We start from the raw sequence: 18316 nt of genomic DNA, 5'->3' as shown, positions 1-18316 counted from the left end.
CTTTGTGCCTTCGTGCGAGATTTTTTGGACTCGCACGAAGGCACAAAGGCACGAAGAAAAGCGGGAATCCCGCTTTCGCGGGAATGACGGGAATGTAATGGATGCTGGACGAAATCGCAGCGGCCGCGCTGCCCTGCCTCGACAGCCGACCTCTCCCCTGAAGGAGAGGGGGCGTATAGGCCTAAGGCCTTGCGACTCCCCCCCGCTCGCGCCATGACGGCGTCAGGGGGAAATGTGACGCACAGGTTGCAACAGCTCCGATTCGACCGACTGCACGGGGATCGCCCGTGCAGATAAAGCGCCTGCGCCTGACCGGTTTCAAGAGCTTCGTCGAACCCACCGAACTGCGGATCGAACCCGGCCTGACCGGCGTCGTCGGCCCCAACGGCTGCGGCAAGTCGAACCTGCTCGAGGCGATTCGCTGGGTGATGGGCGAATCCTCCCCCAAGTCGATGCGCGGCGGGGGGATGGAAGATGTCATCTTCGCGGGCACCTCGCAGCGCCCGCCGCGCGACTTCGCCGAGGTCGCAATCCATTGCGATACCGAGGGTGGAGTCGTCGCCGGTCTCTCTGACGCGAGCGAGGGCGACGAGCTTGAGATCATCCGCCGCATCGAACGCGGCGCGGGCAGCGCCTATCGCGCCAACGGCCGCGACGTGCGCGCGAAGGACGTCGCGCTGATCTTCGCCGATGCCGCGACCGGCGCGCATAGCCCGGCACTCGTCAGTCAGGGCAAGATCGCGAACGTCATCGCCGCGAAACCGACCGATCGCCGCGCGATGCTGGAGGAAGCCGCGGGGATCGCGGGCCTCCACGTCCGCCGCAAGGACGCCGAGCAAAAGCTGCGCGCGACCGAGACCAACCTCACCCGCCTCTCCGAAATCGTCGCCGATATGGAGGTGCGCGCGAACGCGCTGCGCCGCCAGGCGCGCGCCGCCGAAAAATACCGGAAGCTGTCCGAAGACATCCGCGTCGCCGAGGGGCGGTTGATCTATGCACGCTGGCGCGACGCCGCGGCCACCGCCGATCAGGCGCGCCGCGACGCCGACGCCGCCGAAGCCGCGGTGAAGGCGGCGCAGGCCGAGCTCGAAACCGTCTCGGCGGCGCAGGTCGAGGTCGCGACCAGCGTCGGCGCCGCGCGCGCCGAGGCGCAGGCGCAGCGCGACGCGCTCGCCGCGGCGACCGCGACCCTCGTCCGCCTGCAGGGCGAGGAACGCGCCGCACGCCAGCGGCTCGATGATTTGGCGGCGCAGCAGCAACGCTTGGCCGACGACCGCGCGCGCGAGGGCGAACTCGCGCGCGAGGCGCACGCCGCGCTCACCGCGCTCGACGCCGAAGCGAAGCGGCTGTCGCAGGATATCGCCGCGCACGGGGCGAGCCGGGCAACGCTCGTCGAGGCGCATCAGGGCGCGCAGGCGCATCTTCGCGATGCCGAAGTCGCGCTCGCGCAGGCGCGCGCGCGCGCGGCGAGCGAGGCGGCCGACCGCCGCATCGCGGTCTCGGCGCGCGACAACGCCGCCGCGGCCGTCCGCCGCGTCGCGCAAGAGAAAGCGCGCGTCGATGCCGACATCACCGCGCTCGGCGACAGCGACGCGCTCGCTACGGCCCGCGCCGAAAGCACGCAGGCGGCCGAGCAGGCCGAAGCCGCGATCGCCGCCGCCGAAACCGCCTTGCACGAGGCCGAAGCCGACCGCGAAGCGACCGCCGCCGACCTCGCCGCCGCCGAAGCCGGGCTCGCCGAAGCGCGCGCCGCGCTTGCCGCGCTCGACGGCGAAGCCGCGACGCTCGAACGCGCGCTCGCCGCCGCGCGCAGCGGCGACGACCGCATCCTCGACCGGCTGCGCGTGACCCCCGGCTACGAGGCCGCTCTCGCCGCCGCACTCGGCGACGATCTCGACGCCGGCACCGACCCCGACGCCGCGCGCGCCTGGGGCGGCGCCGACCGGCACACGGACGACCCGCCCCTGCCCGCCGGCACCGAATCGCTCGCCGACTATGTCCAGGCGCCCGCCGCGCTCGCGCGCCGCCTGGCGCAGGTCGCGGTCGCCGAAACCGACGGCGGCCAACCGCTCGCGGCCGGCCAGCGCCTCGTCACGCTGGACGGGGTGATGCGCCGCTGGGACGGCTTCGTGACGCGCGGCGACGGCGCGACCGCGACCGAGCGGCTGCAACGCCAGAACCGGCTCGAAGACCTCGCGGCGCAGCGCCCGCAGGTCGAGCTCGGCGTGCAGGAACTGGCCGACCGACGCGATGCCGCCGCGGCGAAAGCCGCCGCGCTTGCCGAAGCCGCCGCCGCCGCGCGCAAGGGGCTCGCGCAGGCCGACGAGGCGCGCCGCGCCGCGCTGCGCGCCGCCGATCAGGCCGAGGCCGCGCTCGACCGCCACCGCGACGCCGCCGCGCTGTTGGGCCGCCGCCTCGCCGAAATCGCCGCCGCCGCGACGGAAGCCACCGAAGTACTCGCCGCACAGGAAGCGGCGCTCGCCGCGCTTCCCGACGAAGCGCTGGCGCGTGCCGCGCTCGAAGCCGAAGAAAGCGCGACCGACCGCGCGCGCGCCGGGGCGAACGACGCGCAGGGCGCGCTCGCCGCGCACGACCGCACGCTCGCGGCGCTGAGCGAACGTCAGGCGGTCGTCGGCGCCGAAATCAAGAGCTGGAAGGCGCGCGCGGGCGAGGCGGCGCGCCGCGTCACCGACATGGACAAGCGCGCCGAAGCGCTCGCCGCCGAGGCCGCCAAACTTGCCGGCCTTCCCGACAAGCTCGCCGCCGACCGCGCCGATGCCGAGATGCGGCAGGCCGGTCTGCGCGAACAGGTCGCGGCCGCCGAAGCGCAGGAACGCGAGGCCGAGGCCGCGCTCCGCGAAGCCGAAGCCGCGCTCACCGCGATCCGCGAGCGCGTCGCCGCCGCGCGCGAAACCCGCGCCGGGGCGGCCGCGCGCTCCGAAAATGCCGAACTGCGCCGCGTCGAGATGGGCCGCCTGTCGGGCGAGCGCTTCGAATGCCCGCCGCCGCTGCTTCCCCAAAAGGCCGGGTTCGAAAGCGCGGAGGTCGGCGACGCGAGCGCCGAATCGGCGCAGCACGACCGGCTGATCGCCGAGCGCGAGCGGCTCGGCCCGGTCAATCTCGTCGCCGCCGACGAACTCGCCGAACTCGACATCGAGCGCGAGCGGAGCGCCGCCGAGATCGCGGAACTGACGCAGGCGGTGAACCAGTTGCGCGGCTCGATCGGCAATTTGAACCGCGAAGGCCGCGTCCGCCTGCTCGCCGCGTTCGAGACCGTCAACGAGCATTTCCAGCGCCTCTTCACGACGCTCTTCAATGGCGGTCAGGCGCATCTCGAACTCGTCGATTCGGACGATCCGCTCGAGGCGGGGCTTGAGATCATGGCGCAGCCGCCGGGCAAGCGCCTCGGCACCCTCACGCTGCTTTCGGGCGGCGAGCAGGCGCTGACCGCGGTCGCGCTGATTTTCGGCCTCTTCCTCACCAACCCGGCGCCGATCTGCGTCCTCGACGAGGTCGACGCACCGCTCGACGATGCGAATATCGAACGTTTCTGCGACCTGCTCGACCGCATGAGCCGCGAGACGAGAACCCGCTATCTGATCGTCACCCACAATGCGGTAACGATGGCGCGGATGCACCGCCTGTTCGGGGTGACGATGGTCGAAAAGGGCGTCAGCCGCCTGGTGTCGGTCGACCTCGGCGGCGCCGAGGAACTGCTGGCGGCGGAATGATTAAATAGGGACAGTCCCTATTATTTTCAGGGCGCGCTGCCCACCACCAGCATCGCTGCGAACACCAGCAGTCCCGCGAAGCGGTTGCTGCGGAATTTCGCCAGCGCGTCGGCGCCGTTCGCGGGATCGAGCGTCACCACCTGGCCCGTCAGGTGCAGCGCCGCGGGCACCAGCGCCACAAGCACCAACGGGTCGGGCCGCACGCTCCACAGCGCCCCCGCCCAGCCCGCGAGCGCGAAGGCGTAGCAGAGCGCGACCCCGCCCTTCACATGGCGCCCCAGCGCGCGCGCGCTCGATTTGACGCCGACCAGCGCGTCGTCCTCAATATCCTGCAGCGCATAGATGGTGTCGTAGCCGATCACCCAGGCGATGCAGCCGGCATAGAGCAGGGGCAGCGCGAGACCGTCGCCGCCGCCGACCGCGATCCAGCCGACGAGCGCCCCCCAGCTGAAAACGAGGCCGAGCCACGCCTGCGGCCACCAGGTGATGCGCTTCATGAAAGGATAGGCGGCGACGAGGATCAGGCTCGCGACCGCGACGATCTCTGCCGGCAGCGGCAGTTGCAGCAGCACGATCAGTCCGACGAGCGACAGCAGCGCGGTCCACAGCAAGGCGCCGCGCACCGACACCGCGCCGCTCGCGACCGGGCGCGCCGCGGTGCGTGCGACCTTCGCGTCGAGGTCGCGGTCGACGATGTCGTTATAGACGCATCCCGCGCCGCGCATGACGATCGCGCCGAGCAGCATCCACAGAAACAGCGGCCAGTGGCTCCGCACCCCGCCCGCGAGCGCGAGCCCCCAGGCGCACGGCCAATAGAGCAGCCACCAGCCGATCGGCCGGTCGAAGCGCGCGAGCAGCGCATAGGGGCGCAGCGGCGCGGGCAGCAGGCCGAGGAAGCCCTGATGCTGGCTGTCGGGAGGATGCGTCGCGGCGGTCATCGGTGCCGCGGGCGATAGCAGCAGTCGCGCGCGGGATAAATGCTTATCGGCGCGCCGCGCGCGGTTCGGTCGGCAGGCGCCGCCGCAATGCGCGGGGCATTGCGGCGGCGCCTGGTCCTTTCCCGCGTTATTGCACCAGCCTGGCCGTCTGAAGGGCCGTGGAGAACAACTGCTGAAGCGCCGTGGTGATATTGTCATCGGCCGTCACGGTCTGCACCAGCGGTGCGCCGTTGGTGCCGACCGACGCGCACTTTTGCAGCGCGGTGAGGACCTGATCGGAACTCCCGGCGTTTCCATTCGGATAGGGCGAGGGAGGAGCGGGCAGGAATGGAGCAATATTCGATTGGGACCAGGAATCACCGGCAAGCGATTCGGGCAGATATTGGGTATATAGGATCGCAATCTTGATGCCCCTGGCCTTGATCGCCGTGCATTTGGCGAGTTCATAGCTTTTACCGCTTTTATCCGCGCGCATCGGCCCGAAATAACGGCTGCCCCCGTCCGGCTGGTCGAGCATGCCGTCGGTGATGATGAACAGGATCTTCTGCGGCACCGCTCCGGGAGCGCCCGTTCCCGCGTCCGGGAGATTCGTTTTATCACTAAAATAGGTGAGCATGCCGGCCACATCCGTAGCTTTGTCGTCGTTGTTTGTGGAGCTGCTGGGCATGGAGTTCTTCCACCAGTAATCGTCTACCGGGAATATGGAGGCTGCCGAAAAGCCGCTGCTGTATGAATTGACGTTCGTCAGGCTGTTAAGCTGTTTGACGGGCGTGTCTTTGCTCGATCGCGCCCAGTCGAACGAGAACATCTGCGCTTGATAGGTGACATGATATTGAGCCGCCTGATTGGCGGCGAACGGGATAAGCTGCGATGCCGCCGAAACGACCTCGTCCTTGCGCAGGACGATGCTCGACGGGCCGCTGGAGAAAATCAGCCCATAATTATGGGTTAGCCAATAACCATCGGCCCAATATCCCGTATCGAAGGTTTCTGTTGTTGGGTTTGAATTTCCAACCTTCGTGGACTTCTTTATGACAATAGCGCCACTTCTATTATCCCAATCCGGGAGTGAATATGTAATCTTGACGGTATTTCCATTTGAAGTGTAAGACTTATTCATTAAAATTCCAGAGCTATCGTAGAGCTTTTTTTCTTCTTCGTCCCAACGATACCAGACATTTTGCTTTCCCGAACCCGAAGTATAGTATCCGGTCGAGAGCAGCACATGACGCCCCTGCACATCCTTGATATATATATTGTCGGAATGCGACATCTGCATATGGCACGCAAAGGCGCAGCCTTTGGAATTTTCGCTTGTCTGGGTCGCCTTGATGATCTTGCTGACCCCGTCCGACGTCGCGGGCAGCAGCATCGAGGGCGAATTGTCCATCGCCAGATAGAAATCGACGTTGGGGGGCTGCGCGGCGCTGGCCGTGGCGGCTCCGCTCACCGTCAACGTATCGGCCCCCAGCAGGCCGGCGAACATGTTGATCGACTTGGCCGAATAGCTGACAGTGGCCTGGCGGAGATAGCCCAGGGCGCCGCTGCTCCCGCCGGACGTGCCCTCGGTAACGACGGGGGTCATCTGCAAATCCCGGTAACCGCGCAACTCGGCCGCCTGCGAATTGAACATTTTCGTCGCGGCGGCGGTCGATACACTGTTCGATTCGAGGATCATCGAGGGCGCGACCGCCGCCAGCGCGGCCGCATCGGCCGCGGCGTTCAGCCGGGTCTGGAGGCTCATGGCGCGGGCGTAGTCGACCCCGAAGCCGACGATGAAGGTCAGCGGAATGAGCGAAAAGCCAAGGATCATATAGACCCCGCCCTTCTGATCGGCCTTCAGACGGCCGAGGAAGCGGGCCAAGGCGGCCGCTGGTCTGCGCGAGGGGAATATCCTGGTCATAATATATCCACCTAGTAGAGACGGGGAACCATGTAGATCGTATCGGTCAGCGTCGTGTTCGCGAGCGGGAGGAAGCTGATGAACGGCGTGTAGCTGTAGCTGATCTTGCCCATGAACAGCCAACCGCCGGCCGTTCCGACCTGCGTCTTGGTGCTGGTGCCCGGAGCGAGATTTCCGCATATGTTCGAGCCGTCCGGCGAAGCGGGGATCATCGCGGAGGTGACCATCTCGCTCGGAATCTCGACGATGTTGGCGACCGACTGCGTCTCATTCGCGGGAACCGTGCCGGCCGAGTGGCTGGAGGTCGTGGCCGTGACGACGCTGCCGTCGACATTCTGCGTCTGGGCCTGCGTCCAGACGACATAGGCATGCGTGGCGTCGCAGACCCGGATCAGCGAAATCTGCTCGATCGCCTTGTCGAGCTTGTAGGGTGTCAGGACGACGGCACTGGCGCTGAGGTGCGATTTCGCGTTGGCGCTTTTCGGGTCGTTATAGATGATCGCGGGAGACATGGTCCGGCTGACGAGGTCGACCAGCGAACGGGTCGCGACGGTCACCTTGCGCTTGCAGGAGACCATGTCCGACAGATAAACTCCGCCCGTGTATAGGAGGATGAGCACCGGCAGCGCGAAAGCGAATTCCACGATAACCGCGCCGCGCGTATTTCGTGCGAAGCGCCTCAGCATGAGGTTTGCGATGCGTTGCATGAGTAATCCTCGGTCGTGAAAACCGACGTCGCCACCAGCTTGCGATTGGCGTTGGGCTCGTTGATCAGGTTCAGCCCCAGCGGCCCCTTGCCCGTCGGCCACAGATAGATGAGTTGCAGGACGATGATGCGGTTCTTGCCGCTGCCGCTCGACTGGTAATTATAGCCCGAACCCGTCGAAACCAGAACGCCGTTGCTGTCATAGGCAAAGGTCGGCGCAGAGGTGCTGGCCACGTTGTAACTGGTCGCGACGGAAACATTCACCGTCAGCCGGGAGCAGGACAGCATCGGCGGCAACAGCGGAGGAATGGCGACGGCCTGGCCGCTGGCATTGGTGCCGGAGGCGCCGTTGCAGATGGCATTCTTGAAGTCGCTCGCCGACATGCCGACGGTTCCGTTGGCCTGTGTCGTCGTTTGCGCGATGCCGGTCAGCAGCAGACGCCCCGAACTCTCGGCTGCGGTCTCCAGCATTTGCTGCGCCAGATAGATCATCATCGTGTACAGGATCGCCAGCAGGAGCGCGATGAAGGCGGGTCCGATCAGGGCGAACTCCAGGACGGCCGTGCCCTTGCGGTTTTTCCGCAGCGTCCTGCCAAATGTTCCAACCGCCCTCAGGGCATGAATGGTTTTGCACAAGATCGCCATATTGCCCCCTCCTTGCGGCTAGTGTCCACGGTTCGCGTTCAGATTCGGTCAGACAAGGCTTGCGAGGCGGATCGGCCGGTAAGCCCCTGCCCCTTCGGATGGCGCAGCGGCTTGCCGCACCGATCGCGACGAAGATTATTTGAGGTCACCGTCCTGAGACAGCCGAAAATGGTCCCTCGCATGGTCTAAAACCCCTCTAGCCAGAGGCGCCACCCACCCAGATGCGCGACTGCTATCCTCGCACTAGGGGGAAACTGCTTACCAAATCGCTAAACGCCCGCGCGGCGCGGGTCCGGTTTCGGGACTTATGACCCGAATCGGGACAGGCGAGCCGCCGTCCGCCAACAGGTGCGCAGCAGCGGGTGGTCTGCTATCGCCGGGCCATGCCCGCGATCCCCGCCTGGCCGCCCGCCAGCACACCCCGCCTGTTCACCGGCCTCCCGCTCGGCCCCGACGCCGCTCCGGTCATCGAGGGGGCGGCGGCGCATTACCTGCTCAACGTCATGCGACTGAAGTCCGGCGATCCGCTGCTGCTCTTCGACGATCGCAGCGGCGAGTGGCTGGGAACGATCGCCGGCACGGGCAAAAAATCGCTGACGGTGCGGATCGAGCGCCGGACGCGCGAGCGCGAGGCGGTGCCCGATCTCTGGCTCTGCTTCGCGCCGGTCAAGAAGGCGCGGCTCGACTGGATCATCGAGAAAGCGACCGAACTCGGCATCGCGCGGCTGCAACCGGTGATCACCGAACGCACGATCGTCGAGCGGGTCAAGCGCGAGCGGATCGAGGCGCAGATCGTCGAGGCGTGCGAGCAATGCGGCCGCACCGCGCTCCCCGAACTCGCCGAGCCGGTAAAGCTGCCGCACCTGCTGAAGGACTGGCCCGCCGGCCGCGCGCTGCTCTTCGCCGACGAGGAAGGCGGCGCGCCGCTGGCCGGCCTCGACGCCCCCGCCCCCGCCGCGATCCTCACCGGCCCCGAAGGCGGCTTCACCGACCGCGAGCGCGCGGCGCTGCTCGCCGTTCCCGCCGTGCGCCGTATGTCGCTCGGCCCGCGCATCCTGCGCGCCGAAACCGCGGCGATCGCCGCGGTCGGGCTGTGGATGGGCCTGCATGGCGACTGGGCCGCGAACACTCTGCAAGGCTGATGCAATCACCCTCTGGTCAGATGGCGCGGCGCTCCCTAAATGCTCGGCCATGAGCACGCGGACGGTTTCAGATCAAAACGATCCCATCATCGAAAGCCGCGACCAGCTCGCGGGCCCCATGGCCAAGGGCGAAAAGCCCCGCGAGCGCTGGCGCATCGGCACCGAGCACGAGAAATTCGTCTATCGCACCGCCGATCACCGCGCGCCCTCCTATGACGAACCCGGCGGCATCCGCGACCTGTTGATGGCGCTCACCCGCTTCGGCTGGGAGCCCGTCTACGAGGGCGGGAACGTCATCGCTCTTTCCGGCAGCGACGGCGCGATCAGCCTCGAACCCGCGGGGCAGCTCGAACTGTCGGGGGCGCCGCTCGAAAACCTGCACCAGACCTGTGCCGAGACCGGGCGCCACCTGAAACAGGTCAAGGAAATCGGCGCCGAACTCGGCCTCGGCTTCCTCGGGCTCGGCATGTGGCCCGACAAGAGCCGCGACGACCTGCCGCGCATGCCCAAGGGGCGCTACAAGATCATGCTCGAACATATGCCGCGCGTCGGCACGATGGGGCTCGACATGATGCTGCGCACCTGCACCATCCAGACCAACCTCGACTATGCGAGCGAGGCCGACATGGTGCAGAAATTCCGCGTCAGCCTGGCCTTGCAGCCGCTCGCGACCGCGCTGTTCGCCGCCTCGCCGTTCACCGACGGCAGACCGAACGGCTATATGTCCTACCGCAGCCACATCTGGACCGACACCGACCCCGCGCGCACCGGAATGCTGCCCTTCGTGTTCGAGGACGGCTTCGGCTACGACCGCTATGTCGATTATATGCTCGACGTGCCGATGTATTTCGTCTTTCGCGACGGGCAATATATCGACGCCGCGGGGCAGAGCTTCCGCGACTTTCTGAAGGGCGAGCTGCCCGCGCTTCCCGGCGAGCTGCCGCGGATGTCCGACTGGACCGACCATCTTTCGACCGCCTTCCCCGAAGTGCGGCTCAAAAGCTTTCTCGAAATGCGCGGCGCCGACGGCGGCCCGTGGAACCGCATCTGCGCGCTTCCCGCGCTGTGGGTGGGCCTGCTCTACGACCAGGGCGCGCTCGACGCCGCCTGGGATCTCGTCAAGGGCTGGAGCATCGCCGAGCAGCAGGCGCTGCGCGACGCGGTGCCGCGCGACGGGCTCTGCGCGCCCGCGCCCGGCGGCGGCACGGTCGGCGACCTCGCGCATCGCGTCCTCGACATCGCCGCAGCGGGCCTCGCGGCGCGCGGCGAGGTCAATTCGATGGGCGACAACGAGGTCGGCTTCCTCGAACCGCTGCGCCGCATCGCCGCGAGCGGCAAATCGCCCGCACACGACCTGCTCGACCGCTACGAGGGGCCGTGGGGCCACGACCTGTCGAAGATTTATGACGAGTTGAGCTTCTGAACGCGCACTCCCCTCCCGCAGGCGGGAGGGGAGAAAAGCGTTACGCCACCGGCCCCACGCGCGGGTCGGGTTCCAGCCGGATCAGCGGGCGCGGGCGCCCCGAAAGCTTCGCGAACAGTCGCGGCACCAGCGCATTCCCCTGCGCCCAGTTCCAATAAGCGACATAGGCGGGATCGGCGAGGAGGTGCTTCTCCTCGGTCTTGGCGCGCCAGTAATAGATGCCGCTGACCGCCGCGAGCAGCAGCGTGTTGCGTAGTCCCTCGGTCCAGCCGCCCGCGGTGACGAGGAAGGGCATCGAGCCGACCCACCAGCTCAGATTCTTCGACACATAGGCAGGGTGGCGGGTCAACCGGTAAGGACCGTGGGTGAGCACCCCGCGATGCGTGAGGTTGGAGAAGCGGATGCCGAAGGCCATCGTCGCCCAGGCATAGACCGCGACCAGCGCAACCAGCACCGCGCCCCATAGCATCATCAGATGATCGTGCCCCTGCAGCCAATAGCCCCAGTCGGCGCCATTCACCCGATAGTCGAGCGGACCGCCGTCCATCATCACGAAGGGCGGATAGCAGACGAGCGCCGCGATCCAGCTCATGAAATAGGGATTCGCGGTGCGGATGTGCGAATCGAGCGGCTTCATCGTCAATATATAGCCAACGGTCGCGATATGGACGTCGACGAGGTAGAGCAGATTGATCGTCCACAGGCTGGTCATATAGGGATTGGCGAGCATCTCGCTCATCGACACCGAGACGAGCGCCGAAAAATTGCCCGGCACGATCGACAGCATGAAGGCGGTGAAGAAGCCCTTCACCGCCCAGGCGCGGAAATGATGCGCGATCGCGCGGGCGTCGACCGGCTGTCCGCCATTCCGATTTTTGGGCGCGGTCAGCCAGCGGCCGAATTGATAGCAGCCGTCGCGCGGCTCGACCAGGCGGCGGTCGAGCCAGAGCATATAGGGAATCGACACGAGCAGCAGCCACGGCGCCACCCGTTCGAGCAGGTCCATCGAGAAGGCATAGCTGCCCTCCCAATAATAGCGCATGGTGAGATAGAAGCCCGCGATCAGCGCCCAGGTCGCCCACAGGCCGGCGAGCTTGGTCAGGCTGATGTCGATCGTCTCGCGCCACGGGCGGCGCAGCGACCAGTCGATTCCTGTCGACGGATTGCGGTGCACCTTGTCGACGAAGACCGACCAGAGCACCATCGGTATGCCGCAGGCGAGAACGCTGGCGATCGCCGAACTGGGCCCGTTCATCGGGCCGCGCTGTCCCCAGTCGATCCCGAGCCAGTCCGCGATGGCGGGCGCGTGGCGCGCGGCGAACAAATAGGTGAAGAGGCCGATCAGACCGACGATCCCCACCCCGGCGCTGACCGCCGAACGCGGCCGCTTCGCCGGCGCTGCGCCGGCGGCTTCGACAGACTGCGCCCCTTCGGGCGACACGATATCGGGTACAGGAGTCACAGACCCCCCATAAGCGGAAATGGTTAGCGAGCCGTCAATAATAATGCGGCATCACTTTGCGTCATTGCGGGGAATGCAATGGCGATCTCCTGCACTGTCGCTCCCACGTAAAGTGGCCGAGTCGCGGCGCCATTTCCCGCCAAAATGGCAGCGTTCCGTTCCCCCGCCACCGTTCACCGCGAGTCGGTTTCGATTCGGCGCGACTCGCCCCCCAAAGATTCGCCCCCACCCCCGCGCCCTGTTACACGCGCCGCCAAGCCGGGGCGGAGGGCTCCACAAAAACAACAAGACGGGGTCGTAGCTTGTCTTCGCAATCGACGGGTCTGCGCCATTGGCGCCAGCGCTTTTCGGCGCTGTTCCAGGACCATGAAATCTTCATCCGCACGCACGGCCATGTGCGTTTCCTGCGTATCAGCGCGGTCTGGCAAAAGCGCGTCGCGCTGATCGCCGGGCTCGTCCTCTTCGCCTGGGCGGGGGTGACGCTGGCGGTGTTCGTCAACCAGCTCCTGACCTCGGGCGAGCGCGCCGAAGTCGCCGCCAAGCAGGCCGCCGCCGCCGCGTCCGAAGCCCGCATCGCCAAATATCGCGACCGCGTCGCCGAGATCGCCGCCGACCTCGACGAGCGGCAGGGTCAGCTCGAAGAATGGAAGAAGGATTATTTCGGCGACGAGCCGCTGCCCGCTGCGCCCGCGAGCGACGCGGCCGCCGGCGAGCCCGCCGCCAAACCGCTCGAAACCAGCGCGATCGACCCGCGCCTGCCCCCCGAGGCGCAGGCGCTCGCACGCCTCGAAGCGCGCCAGGAAGCCTTTTCGGCGCATCTGCTCGCGGCGGTCAAGGCGCGCGCCGCCAAGGCCGAGGTCGCGGTCGCGCAACTCGGGCTCGACCCGGCCGGCCTCGTCCGCAACGCCGCGGCCGGGCGCGGCGGTCCCTTCATTCCCTTCCGCGGCCGCACCGGCCAGGCGAGCGCGCTCGGCAAGAGCTTCGCGGCGCTCGAAGGCGCGCTGTTCCGCATGGAAGTGCTCGAACGCACGCTGGTCGCCATTCCCTCGGGCCAGCCCGCGCATGTGCTGATGCTCTCGTCGAGCTATGGCTATCGCAGCGATCCCTTCACCGGCGCGGGCGCGATGCATTCGGGGCTCGATTTCCCCGGCCCGCTCGGCACCCCGATCCTCGCTGCCGCGCCCGGCCGCGTCACCTTCGTCGGGCAGAAATCGGGATACGGCAATGTCGTCGAGGTCGACCACGGCCAGGGCATCCTGACCCGCTACGCCCATCTGTCGGGATTCACCGCGCGGGTCGGCGAACAGGTTACCGCCGGCCAGCAGATCGCCAAGATGGGCTCGACCGGCCGCTCGACCGGCAGCCATTTGCATTTCGAAGTCCGTCTGAACGGTGTCGCGGTCAATCCGCGCCGCTTCCTGGAGGCCAAAGCCGATGTTCTTGAAGTCAAAGCCGACGCCCGACAGCGAGTCGGCGCTCTCGCTTCCGCCGCCCCCGCCGGCCGCGGTGCCCGCTAAGATGGCGACCGGCGCCCGCCATACCACCTTCTCGATCATCGGGTCGGACGTCGCGATCACCGGCAATGTCGCGGCCAGCGTCGATCTGCACGTCGATGGCAAGATCGAGGGCGACCTCAAATGCGCGAACCTCGTCCAGGGCGAGGCAAGCGAGATCAAGGGCGCCGTCATCGCCGAAACCGCGAAACTCGCGGGGCTCGTCGACGGCTCGATCGAGGCGAAGACGCTGATCGTCCACGCGAGCGCGCGGATCACCGGCGACGTCTTCTACGAAAACATCACGATCGAGAACGGCGGCAAGGTCGAAGGCAAGCTCAGCCACCGCCGTGCCGGCGCCGGTGCAGCAAAGGCCCCGCCGCCGCTCGAAGTGGTCGAGAACAAATCGGTCGGCCTTTAGGGTCAGTTTCGCAAAACCCCTCCGATTCCCTCAGCTCGACAGCGCCGCTGCCTCGCTGCCCTGCGCCTCGCCCGCGGCATCGGTAAAATAGCGCTGCACGACGACGCAGTCGCGCCCGGCGCGCTTGGCATCGTAAAGCGCTTCGTCGGCCAGCCGGTAGAGTTTCTGGAAATCGCTCGCGGGCCGCACCTCGGCGACGCCGATGCTGGCGGTCACCGTCCCCTCGCCGATCACCGCGCTATGATCGCAGGCGGCGATGCCGCGCCGCACGCTTTCGGCGAAGCGCGCAAGGACCAAGCCTTCCATCCCGACGCTGAGCAGGCCGAACTCTTCGCCGCCCAACCGCGCGACGGTGCACATCGGCCCTTCCCATCGCTCGATACGGCGCGCAACCTCGCACAATACCGCATCGCCTATGTCGTGGCCGTGGACATCGTTGATCGACTTGAAGCGGTCGATATCGACGACGAGCAGCGCCGCCGCCAGATCGTCGGCATGGGCGCGGTCGAGCAGCGGCGTCACGCTCTCGATGAAACCGCGCCGGTTGAGCAGCCCGGTCAGCGGGTCGCGCGCCGCCAGTTGCTGGGCAAAAGCCTCGGCCGCACGGGCGCGGTCGCGCTCGACCCGCAGCAGCGCGAGCCGCCGCGTCGCCGAGGCCGAAAGCCACAGCGCCTGCCAGGTCGCCGCGAGCAGCACCATGATCTTCGATCCGCCGCCCCAGAGCCCGTCGTCGACATCGACGATATGGACAAAGGCGAGCACCGCCATCGGGAGGCACCAGGCGGCAAGGAAATCGCGCGCTTCGACCGATCCGCGGCGCCACGCCAGCCCCAGATAGAGGGCAACCGCGATCAGGTCGGCGAGAATGACAAGCGCCAGCATATCGCCCCATAGGGTCAGGCTTTCGCTGCGGATCAGCGCCAGCGGCACCCCGGCGAGGCCGAGGAAGCCGCCGAGCAGCAGCGCGGCGGCGCGCAGGCGCCGCGACACGAGCTCGGGCGCGACCGCCAGCACCGCGCTTGCGGTCGCAATGGCGATCGCGAGGCAGGCGAGAAAGGTTCCGAGCTGCGCCGACACCGTGCCCGCGAGCCCCGGAAACAGGCCGAGATGCGCCTGCGACCAGACCGCGCCCCAGAGCAGCATCACCGCCGACCACCCCGCCTGCCACGCCAGATATTGGCGGCGCACCGCGACCGCGAGCGACAGGCTGTAGATCGCGCTCACGAGCAGCAAGGTCAGCGCGGCGCCGACCGCAACCGCCATCCCCGTCGACTGAACGACGGCATCGGTTTTCGGAATCAGCCGCGCGTGGAGCAGGCCGAGGCTCGCGAGCCGGTCGAAGCGCATCGTCACCCCGGTCAGCGGCACGCCGCGCTCGGGCGCCTCGAACAGGATCTGCCCGCCAGCGCGCCAGTGCGATCCATAATCGCCCTGCCGCACCGCCTGCCAGCGAACCCCGCCGTCGGCATAGGTGAACGCAACCGCAAGCCGGTCGAAACGCGACTGGTGGACCAGCAGCGCCAGGTCGCCGCGCACGATCGGAAACCGCGCCGGATCGATTCGCAGCCACAGGCTCGCGGCGTGATAGCCGGCGGGGGTGCCCGTGCAGGAAAAATCGAGAGCGGCAAGGCTGGCGTCGGGAGCACTCACACCGCTTTGCGCATGGCAGAGCTGGCGATCGATCGTCAGCGTCTCGGCCTGCGCGGGGCCGCCCAGCAGCACGGCGACGAGCATCGCCAGGCCGAGCGCAAGCCGGCCGCACACGTTCGTCAAAAAGAGCCCCCCGGCAGTCATGCGCCCCCTATCGCACCAATATCTTGGGAAATCTTTACCGCGGCAAAGCGGCCCGCGCCAACACCACGCCCCTTCGTCATTCCCGCGAAAGCAGGAACCCAGTTGCGACGCTTGGATACAGCGCTGCCGCGCTGTTCCCTCGTTGCGCTGGGTTCCCGCTTTCGCGGGAATGACGAAGCAGGTGGGGATCGACGCGGAGACTCACGAACGCCCCCGCTCCACCATCGCCGACCCGAACCCCTCGACATATTGCGGCGCGTCGTCGGTGATGCAGACCCACGGCGCCTTCGACCCGACGAAGATATGCGCGGCATAGCCCCTAAATCCCGGATCGTCGTCGAGCAGGCCCGCGGGCACGAAATAGATTTTCCCGACGGCGTCGGTATGCGGCGTCGGGCATCCGCATGTCCGGCAGAAGCTGGACGTCCAGCCATCGCTTTCCGGCACCACGAAGCGGGCGATATTCGCCTCGCCGCTCAGCCAGCGAAAGCTGCGCACCGACGTATAGAAGACGGCATTGCCGTCGGTCCCCGACACTTTCCGGCATTTCGAGCAATGGCATTGTCCGGCCGGGCCGATCTTGCCCTCGATGGCGAACGACACCGCCCCGCAAAGGCACGATCCCCTGATTGGCTTCGACATTCGACCTCTCCCTGCCTGCCGTTGGCGCCTTTACGGTCGGCCGACTTTCAGCGCGACCTCAACCCGGTCGCCGACCCCGATCCGTTCGGCCTTCTGAACCGCGACCTTGACCGGCAACAGATAGCCGCCGCCCTTTGGAAAGAGCGATGTCGCGAAGCGCGTTTTGCCGATCTCTGCGACCACCGGCACGACGCCCCACCCATAGCTCAGCGACAGCCCCGCATAGCGGATCGCGCCGATATGCGCGTCGGGAACCGCGACGAACAGAAAGGGCGCCGGTCCTCGCCATTCGAAAATCGCCCCATCGAACAGGATCGCTTCGTCGCCGTCCATCGCTCAGTTCCGCGGCGCCTGCCGCCGATAGCTCAGCGCCTCGGCGATATGGATGCGGCCGACCGTCTCTGCCCCCGCAAGGTCGGCGATGGTGCGCGCGACGCGCAGCATCCGCGTATAGCCGCGCGCCGACAGCCGCATTGCCGCGGCCGCCTGCGCCAGCAATTGCCGCCCCGCCTCGTCGGGGGTCGCGACCGCCTCCATCAGCTCGCCGTCGATCTCGGCATTGGTGCGCGCCTTGTGCCCGGCATAGCGTTCGGTCTGGACCCTGCGCGCCGCCGCGACGCGCGCCGCGACCTCGGCGCTGCCCTCGGCGGGCGGCGGCAGGACGAGGTCGGTGGCACTCACCGCCTCCACCTCGACATGCAGGTCGATGCGGTCGAGCAAAGGCCCCGACAATTTCGCCTGGTAATCGGCGGCGCAGCGCGGCGCGCGGCTGCACGCGAGCGCCGGATCGCCGAGATGGCCGCAGCGGCACGGGTTCATCGCCGCGACGAGCTGAAAACGCGCTGGAAAGGTGACATGCGCATTGGCGCGCGCGACGCTGACCTCGCCGGTCTCCAGCGGCTGGCGCAGGCTGTCGAGCACCCCGCGCTGAAATTCGGGAAGCTCGTCGAGGAACAAGACGCCGAGATGCGCGAGGCTGACCTCACCGGGCCGCACGCGCAGCCCGCCGCCGACGAGTGCGGGCATCGACGCCGAATGATGGGGCGCCCGGAACGGCCGCGCGCGGACGAGCCGTCCGCCCTCGAGCCCGCCCGCCACCGACGCGATCATCGACACCTCCAGCGCTTCGGCCGGCGTCAGATCGGGCAATATGCCCGGCATGCACGCCGCCATCAGCGACTTGCCCGACCCCGGCGGCCCCGACATCAGCAGATTATGCGCGCCCGCCGCGGCGATTTCGAGTGCGCGCTTCGCGGTCTCCTGCCCCTTCACCTGCGCGAGGTCGGCGGCGCGCATCGGCGCTTCGACCGCGCCCGGCTGCGGCGGCGGCAGGATCGCCTGCCCCTTGAAATGGCCGAGCAACGCCAGCAGGTCGGGCGCGCCGATCACTTCGACATGCCCCGCCCACGCCGCTTCGGAGCCCTGCGCCGCCGGGCAGATCAGCCCGCGCTGGACGCTCCCCGCGTGGATCGCGGCGAGCAGCACGCCCGGCGACGGCGCGACGCGCCCGTCGAGGCCGAGCTCGCCGACGACGACATAGGAAGCGAGCGTTTCGGCATCGATCACCCCCATAGCGCCGAGCAGCGCGAGCGCGATCGGCAGATCGTAGTGCGAGCCTTCCTTGGGCAGGTCGGCGGGCGACAGGTTGACCGTGATCACCTTGGGCGGCAGCGCGAGCCCGATCGCCGCGATCGCCGCACGCACCCGCTCGCGGCTTTCGCCGACCGCCTTGTCGGGCAGGCCGACGACGACGAAGCGCGGCAGGCCGGGCGTGATCTGGCACTGCACCTCGACCCCGCGCGCTTCGATGCCGAGATAGGCGGCGGTTGCAACGATCGCGACCAAGATTTTCCCTGTGCCCCCTTTGTTCCCATCCCTTCATAGGATGGAAGGCGGGAAGGTCGAGTCCCTTTTGCGGCCGTTGTGGCGGGAAAAGTTCCGGGGGCGGAAATAGGTTCACGCGGAGGCGCGGAGGCGCGGAGAAAAGAAGGAGGAAGGGGGAAAGAGATTGGCGGC

Annotated in this window: 14 protein-coding genes; 5 read left to right on the top strand and 9 right to left on the bottom strand. The window is 67.7% G+C overall.

Features of this window, described 5'->3' with window-relative positions:
- Window positions 1-287: 287 nt before the first annotated feature.
- Window positions 288-3731: a chromosome segregation protein SMC gene (gene smc / locus OJI97_RS08125; protein ID WP_297662551.1), complete on the top strand. Its 3444-nt coding sequence runs from the start codon at window positions 288-290 to the stop codon at window positions 3729-3731.
- A 26-nt stretch (window positions 3732-3757) separates the two neighbouring features.
- Here the strand turns inward: smc and ubiA are convergent, their stop codons facing one another.
- The 4 genes from ubiA to OJI97_RS08105 all read right to left on the bottom strand — a co-directional run bounded on the left by ubiA (window position 3758) and on the right by OJI97_RS08105 (window position 7923).
- On the bottom strand, window positions 3758-4669 hold the full coding sequence (gene ubiA, locus OJI97_RS08120) for a 4-hydroxybenzoate octaprenyltransferase (protein ID WP_297662550.1): 912 nt from the start codon (window positions 4667-4669) through the stop codon (window positions 3758-3760).
- Window positions 4670-4796: 127 nt separating this feature from the next.
- A complete protein-coding gene (locus OJI97_RS08115) occupies window positions 4797-6572 on the bottom strand; it encodes a pilus assembly protein TadG-related protein (RefSeq protein ID WP_297662549.1) in 1776 nt (591 codons plus the stop codon).
- An 11-nt stretch (window positions 6573-6583) separates the two neighbouring features.
- Window positions 6584-7216, bottom strand: coding sequence for a hypothetical protein (locus tag OJI97_RS08110; RefSeq protein ID WP_297662548.1), 633 nt, complete (start codon window positions 7214-7216; stop codon window positions 6584-6586).
- Between the two features lie 35 nt (window positions 7217-7251).
- Complete coding sequence (locus OJI97_RS08105; protein WP_297662547.1) at window positions 7252-7923, bottom strand: TadE/TadG family type IV pilus assembly protein; 672 nt, start codon at window positions 7921-7923, stop codon at window positions 7252-7254.
- Window positions 7924-8306: 383 nt separating this feature from the next.
- Here OJI97_RS08105 and OJI97_RS08100 point away from each other — a divergent pair, with 383 nt between their 5' ends.
- Window positions 8307-9065 (top strand): 16S rRNA (uracil(1498)-N(3))-methyltransferase, encoded by a 759-nt coding sequence (locus OJI97_RS08100; protein WP_297662546.1) that lies wholly within the window; start codon window positions 8307-8309, stop codon window positions 9063-9065.
- 49 nt (window positions 9066-9114) lie between these two features.
- On the top strand, window positions 9115-10488 hold the full coding sequence (locus tag OJI97_RS08095; RefSeq protein ID WP_297662545.1) for a glutamate--cysteine ligase: 1374 nt from the start codon (window positions 9115-9117) through the stop codon (window positions 10486-10488).
- Window positions 10489-10528: 40 nt separating this feature from the next.
- On the opposite strand, the gene OJI97_RS08090 is transcribed toward OJI97_RS08095, so the two are convergent.
- Entirely contained in the window at window positions 10529-11929 is a 1401-nt protein-coding gene (locus tag OJI97_RS08090) for an isoprenylcysteine carboxylmethyltransferase family protein (RefSeq protein WP_297662555.1), read from the bottom strand.
- A gap of 323 nt (window positions 11930-12252) precedes the next feature.
- Here OJI97_RS08090 and OJI97_RS08085 point away from each other — a divergent pair, with 323 nt between their 5' ends.
- Both OJI97_RS08085 and OJI97_RS08080 read left to right on the top strand, forming a co-directional pair.
- The gene (locus tag OJI97_RS08085) at window positions 12253-13467 is read left to right on the top strand and encodes a M23 family metallopeptidase (RefSeq protein ID WP_297662544.1); all 1215 of its coding nucleotides are present in this window, start codon (window positions 12253-12255) and stop codon (window positions 13465-13467) included.
- Window position 13468: 1 nt separating this feature from the next.
- On the top strand, window positions 13469-13864 hold the full coding sequence (locus tag OJI97_RS08080; RefSeq protein WP_297662543.1) for a polymer-forming cytoskeletal protein: 396 nt from the start codon (window positions 13469-13471) through the stop codon (window positions 13862-13864).
- A 30-nt stretch (window positions 13865-13894) separates the two neighbouring features.
- Here OJI97_RS08080 and OJI97_RS08075 read toward each other — a convergent pair whose 3' ends face one another.
- The 4 genes from OJI97_RS08075 to OJI97_RS08060 all read right to left on the bottom strand — a co-directional run bounded on the left by OJI97_RS08075 (window position 13895) and on the right by OJI97_RS08060 (window position 18145).
- The gene (locus tag OJI97_RS08075) at window positions 13895-15628 is read right to left on the bottom strand and encodes a GGDEF domain-containing protein (RefSeq protein ID WP_297662554.1); all 1734 of its coding nucleotides are present in this window, start codon (window positions 15626-15628) and stop codon (window positions 13895-13897) included.
- Window positions 15629-15859: 231 nt separating this feature from the next.
- Window positions 15860-16300 (bottom strand): GFA family protein, encoded by a 441-nt coding sequence (locus OJI97_RS08070; protein WP_297662542.1) that lies wholly within the window; start codon window positions 16298-16300, stop codon window positions 15860-15862.
- A gap of 30 nt (window positions 16301-16330) precedes the next feature.
- Window positions 16331-16633: a DUF1905 domain-containing protein gene (locus OJI97_RS08065; RefSeq protein WP_297662541.1), complete on the bottom strand. Its 303-nt coding sequence runs from the start codon at window positions 16631-16633 to the stop codon at window positions 16331-16333.
- Between the two features lie 3 nt (window positions 16634-16636).
- Window positions 16637-18145: a YifB family Mg chelatase-like AAA ATPase gene (locus OJI97_RS08060; protein ID WP_297662540.1), complete on the bottom strand. Its 1509-nt coding sequence runs from the start codon at window positions 18143-18145 to the stop codon at window positions 16637-16639.
- Window positions 18146-18316 lie beyond the last annotated feature (171 nt).

The organism is Sphingopyxis sp., assembly GCF_025869345.1.
Classification (GTDB): Bacteria; Pseudomonadota; Alphaproteobacteria; order Sphingomonadales; family Sphingomonadaceae; genus Sphingopyxis.
This window is presented reverse-complemented; position numbering and strand designations above follow the sequence as displayed.

Bases quoted from the DNA above. Each gene is read 5' to 3' on its own strand.
- ubiA (WP_297662550.1), bottom strand. From the start codon at position 4,669: ATGACCGCCGCGACGCATCCTCCCGACAGCCAGCATCAGGGCTTCCTC.
- OJI97_RS08115 (WP_297662549.1), bottom strand. From the start codon at position 6,572: ATGACCAGGATATTCCCCTCGCGCAGACCAGCGGCCGCCTTGGCCCGC.
- OJI97_RS08105 (WP_297662547.1), bottom strand. From the start codon at position 7,923: ATGGCGATCTTGTGCAAAACCATTCATGCCCTGAGGGCGGTTGGAACA.
- OJI97_RS08100 (WP_297662546.1), top strand. From the start codon at position 8,307: ATGCCCGCGATCCCCGCCTGGCCGCCCGCCAGCACACCCCGCCTGTTC.
- OJI97_RS08095 (WP_297662545.1), top strand. From the start codon at position 9,115: ATGAGCACGCGGACGGTTTCAGATCAAAACGATCCCATCATCGAAAGC.
- OJI97_RS08080 (WP_297662543.1), top strand. From the start codon at position 13,469: ATGGCGACCGGCGCCCGCCATACCACCTTCTCGATCATCGGGTCGGAC.
- OJI97_RS08070 (WP_297662542.1), bottom strand. From the start codon at position 16,300: ATGTCGAAGCCAATCAGGGGATCGTGCCTTTGCGGGGCGGTGTCGTTC.
- OJI97_RS08065 (WP_297662541.1), bottom strand. From the start codon at position 16,633: ATGGACGGCGACGAAGCGATCCTGTTCGATGGGGCGATTTTCGAATGG.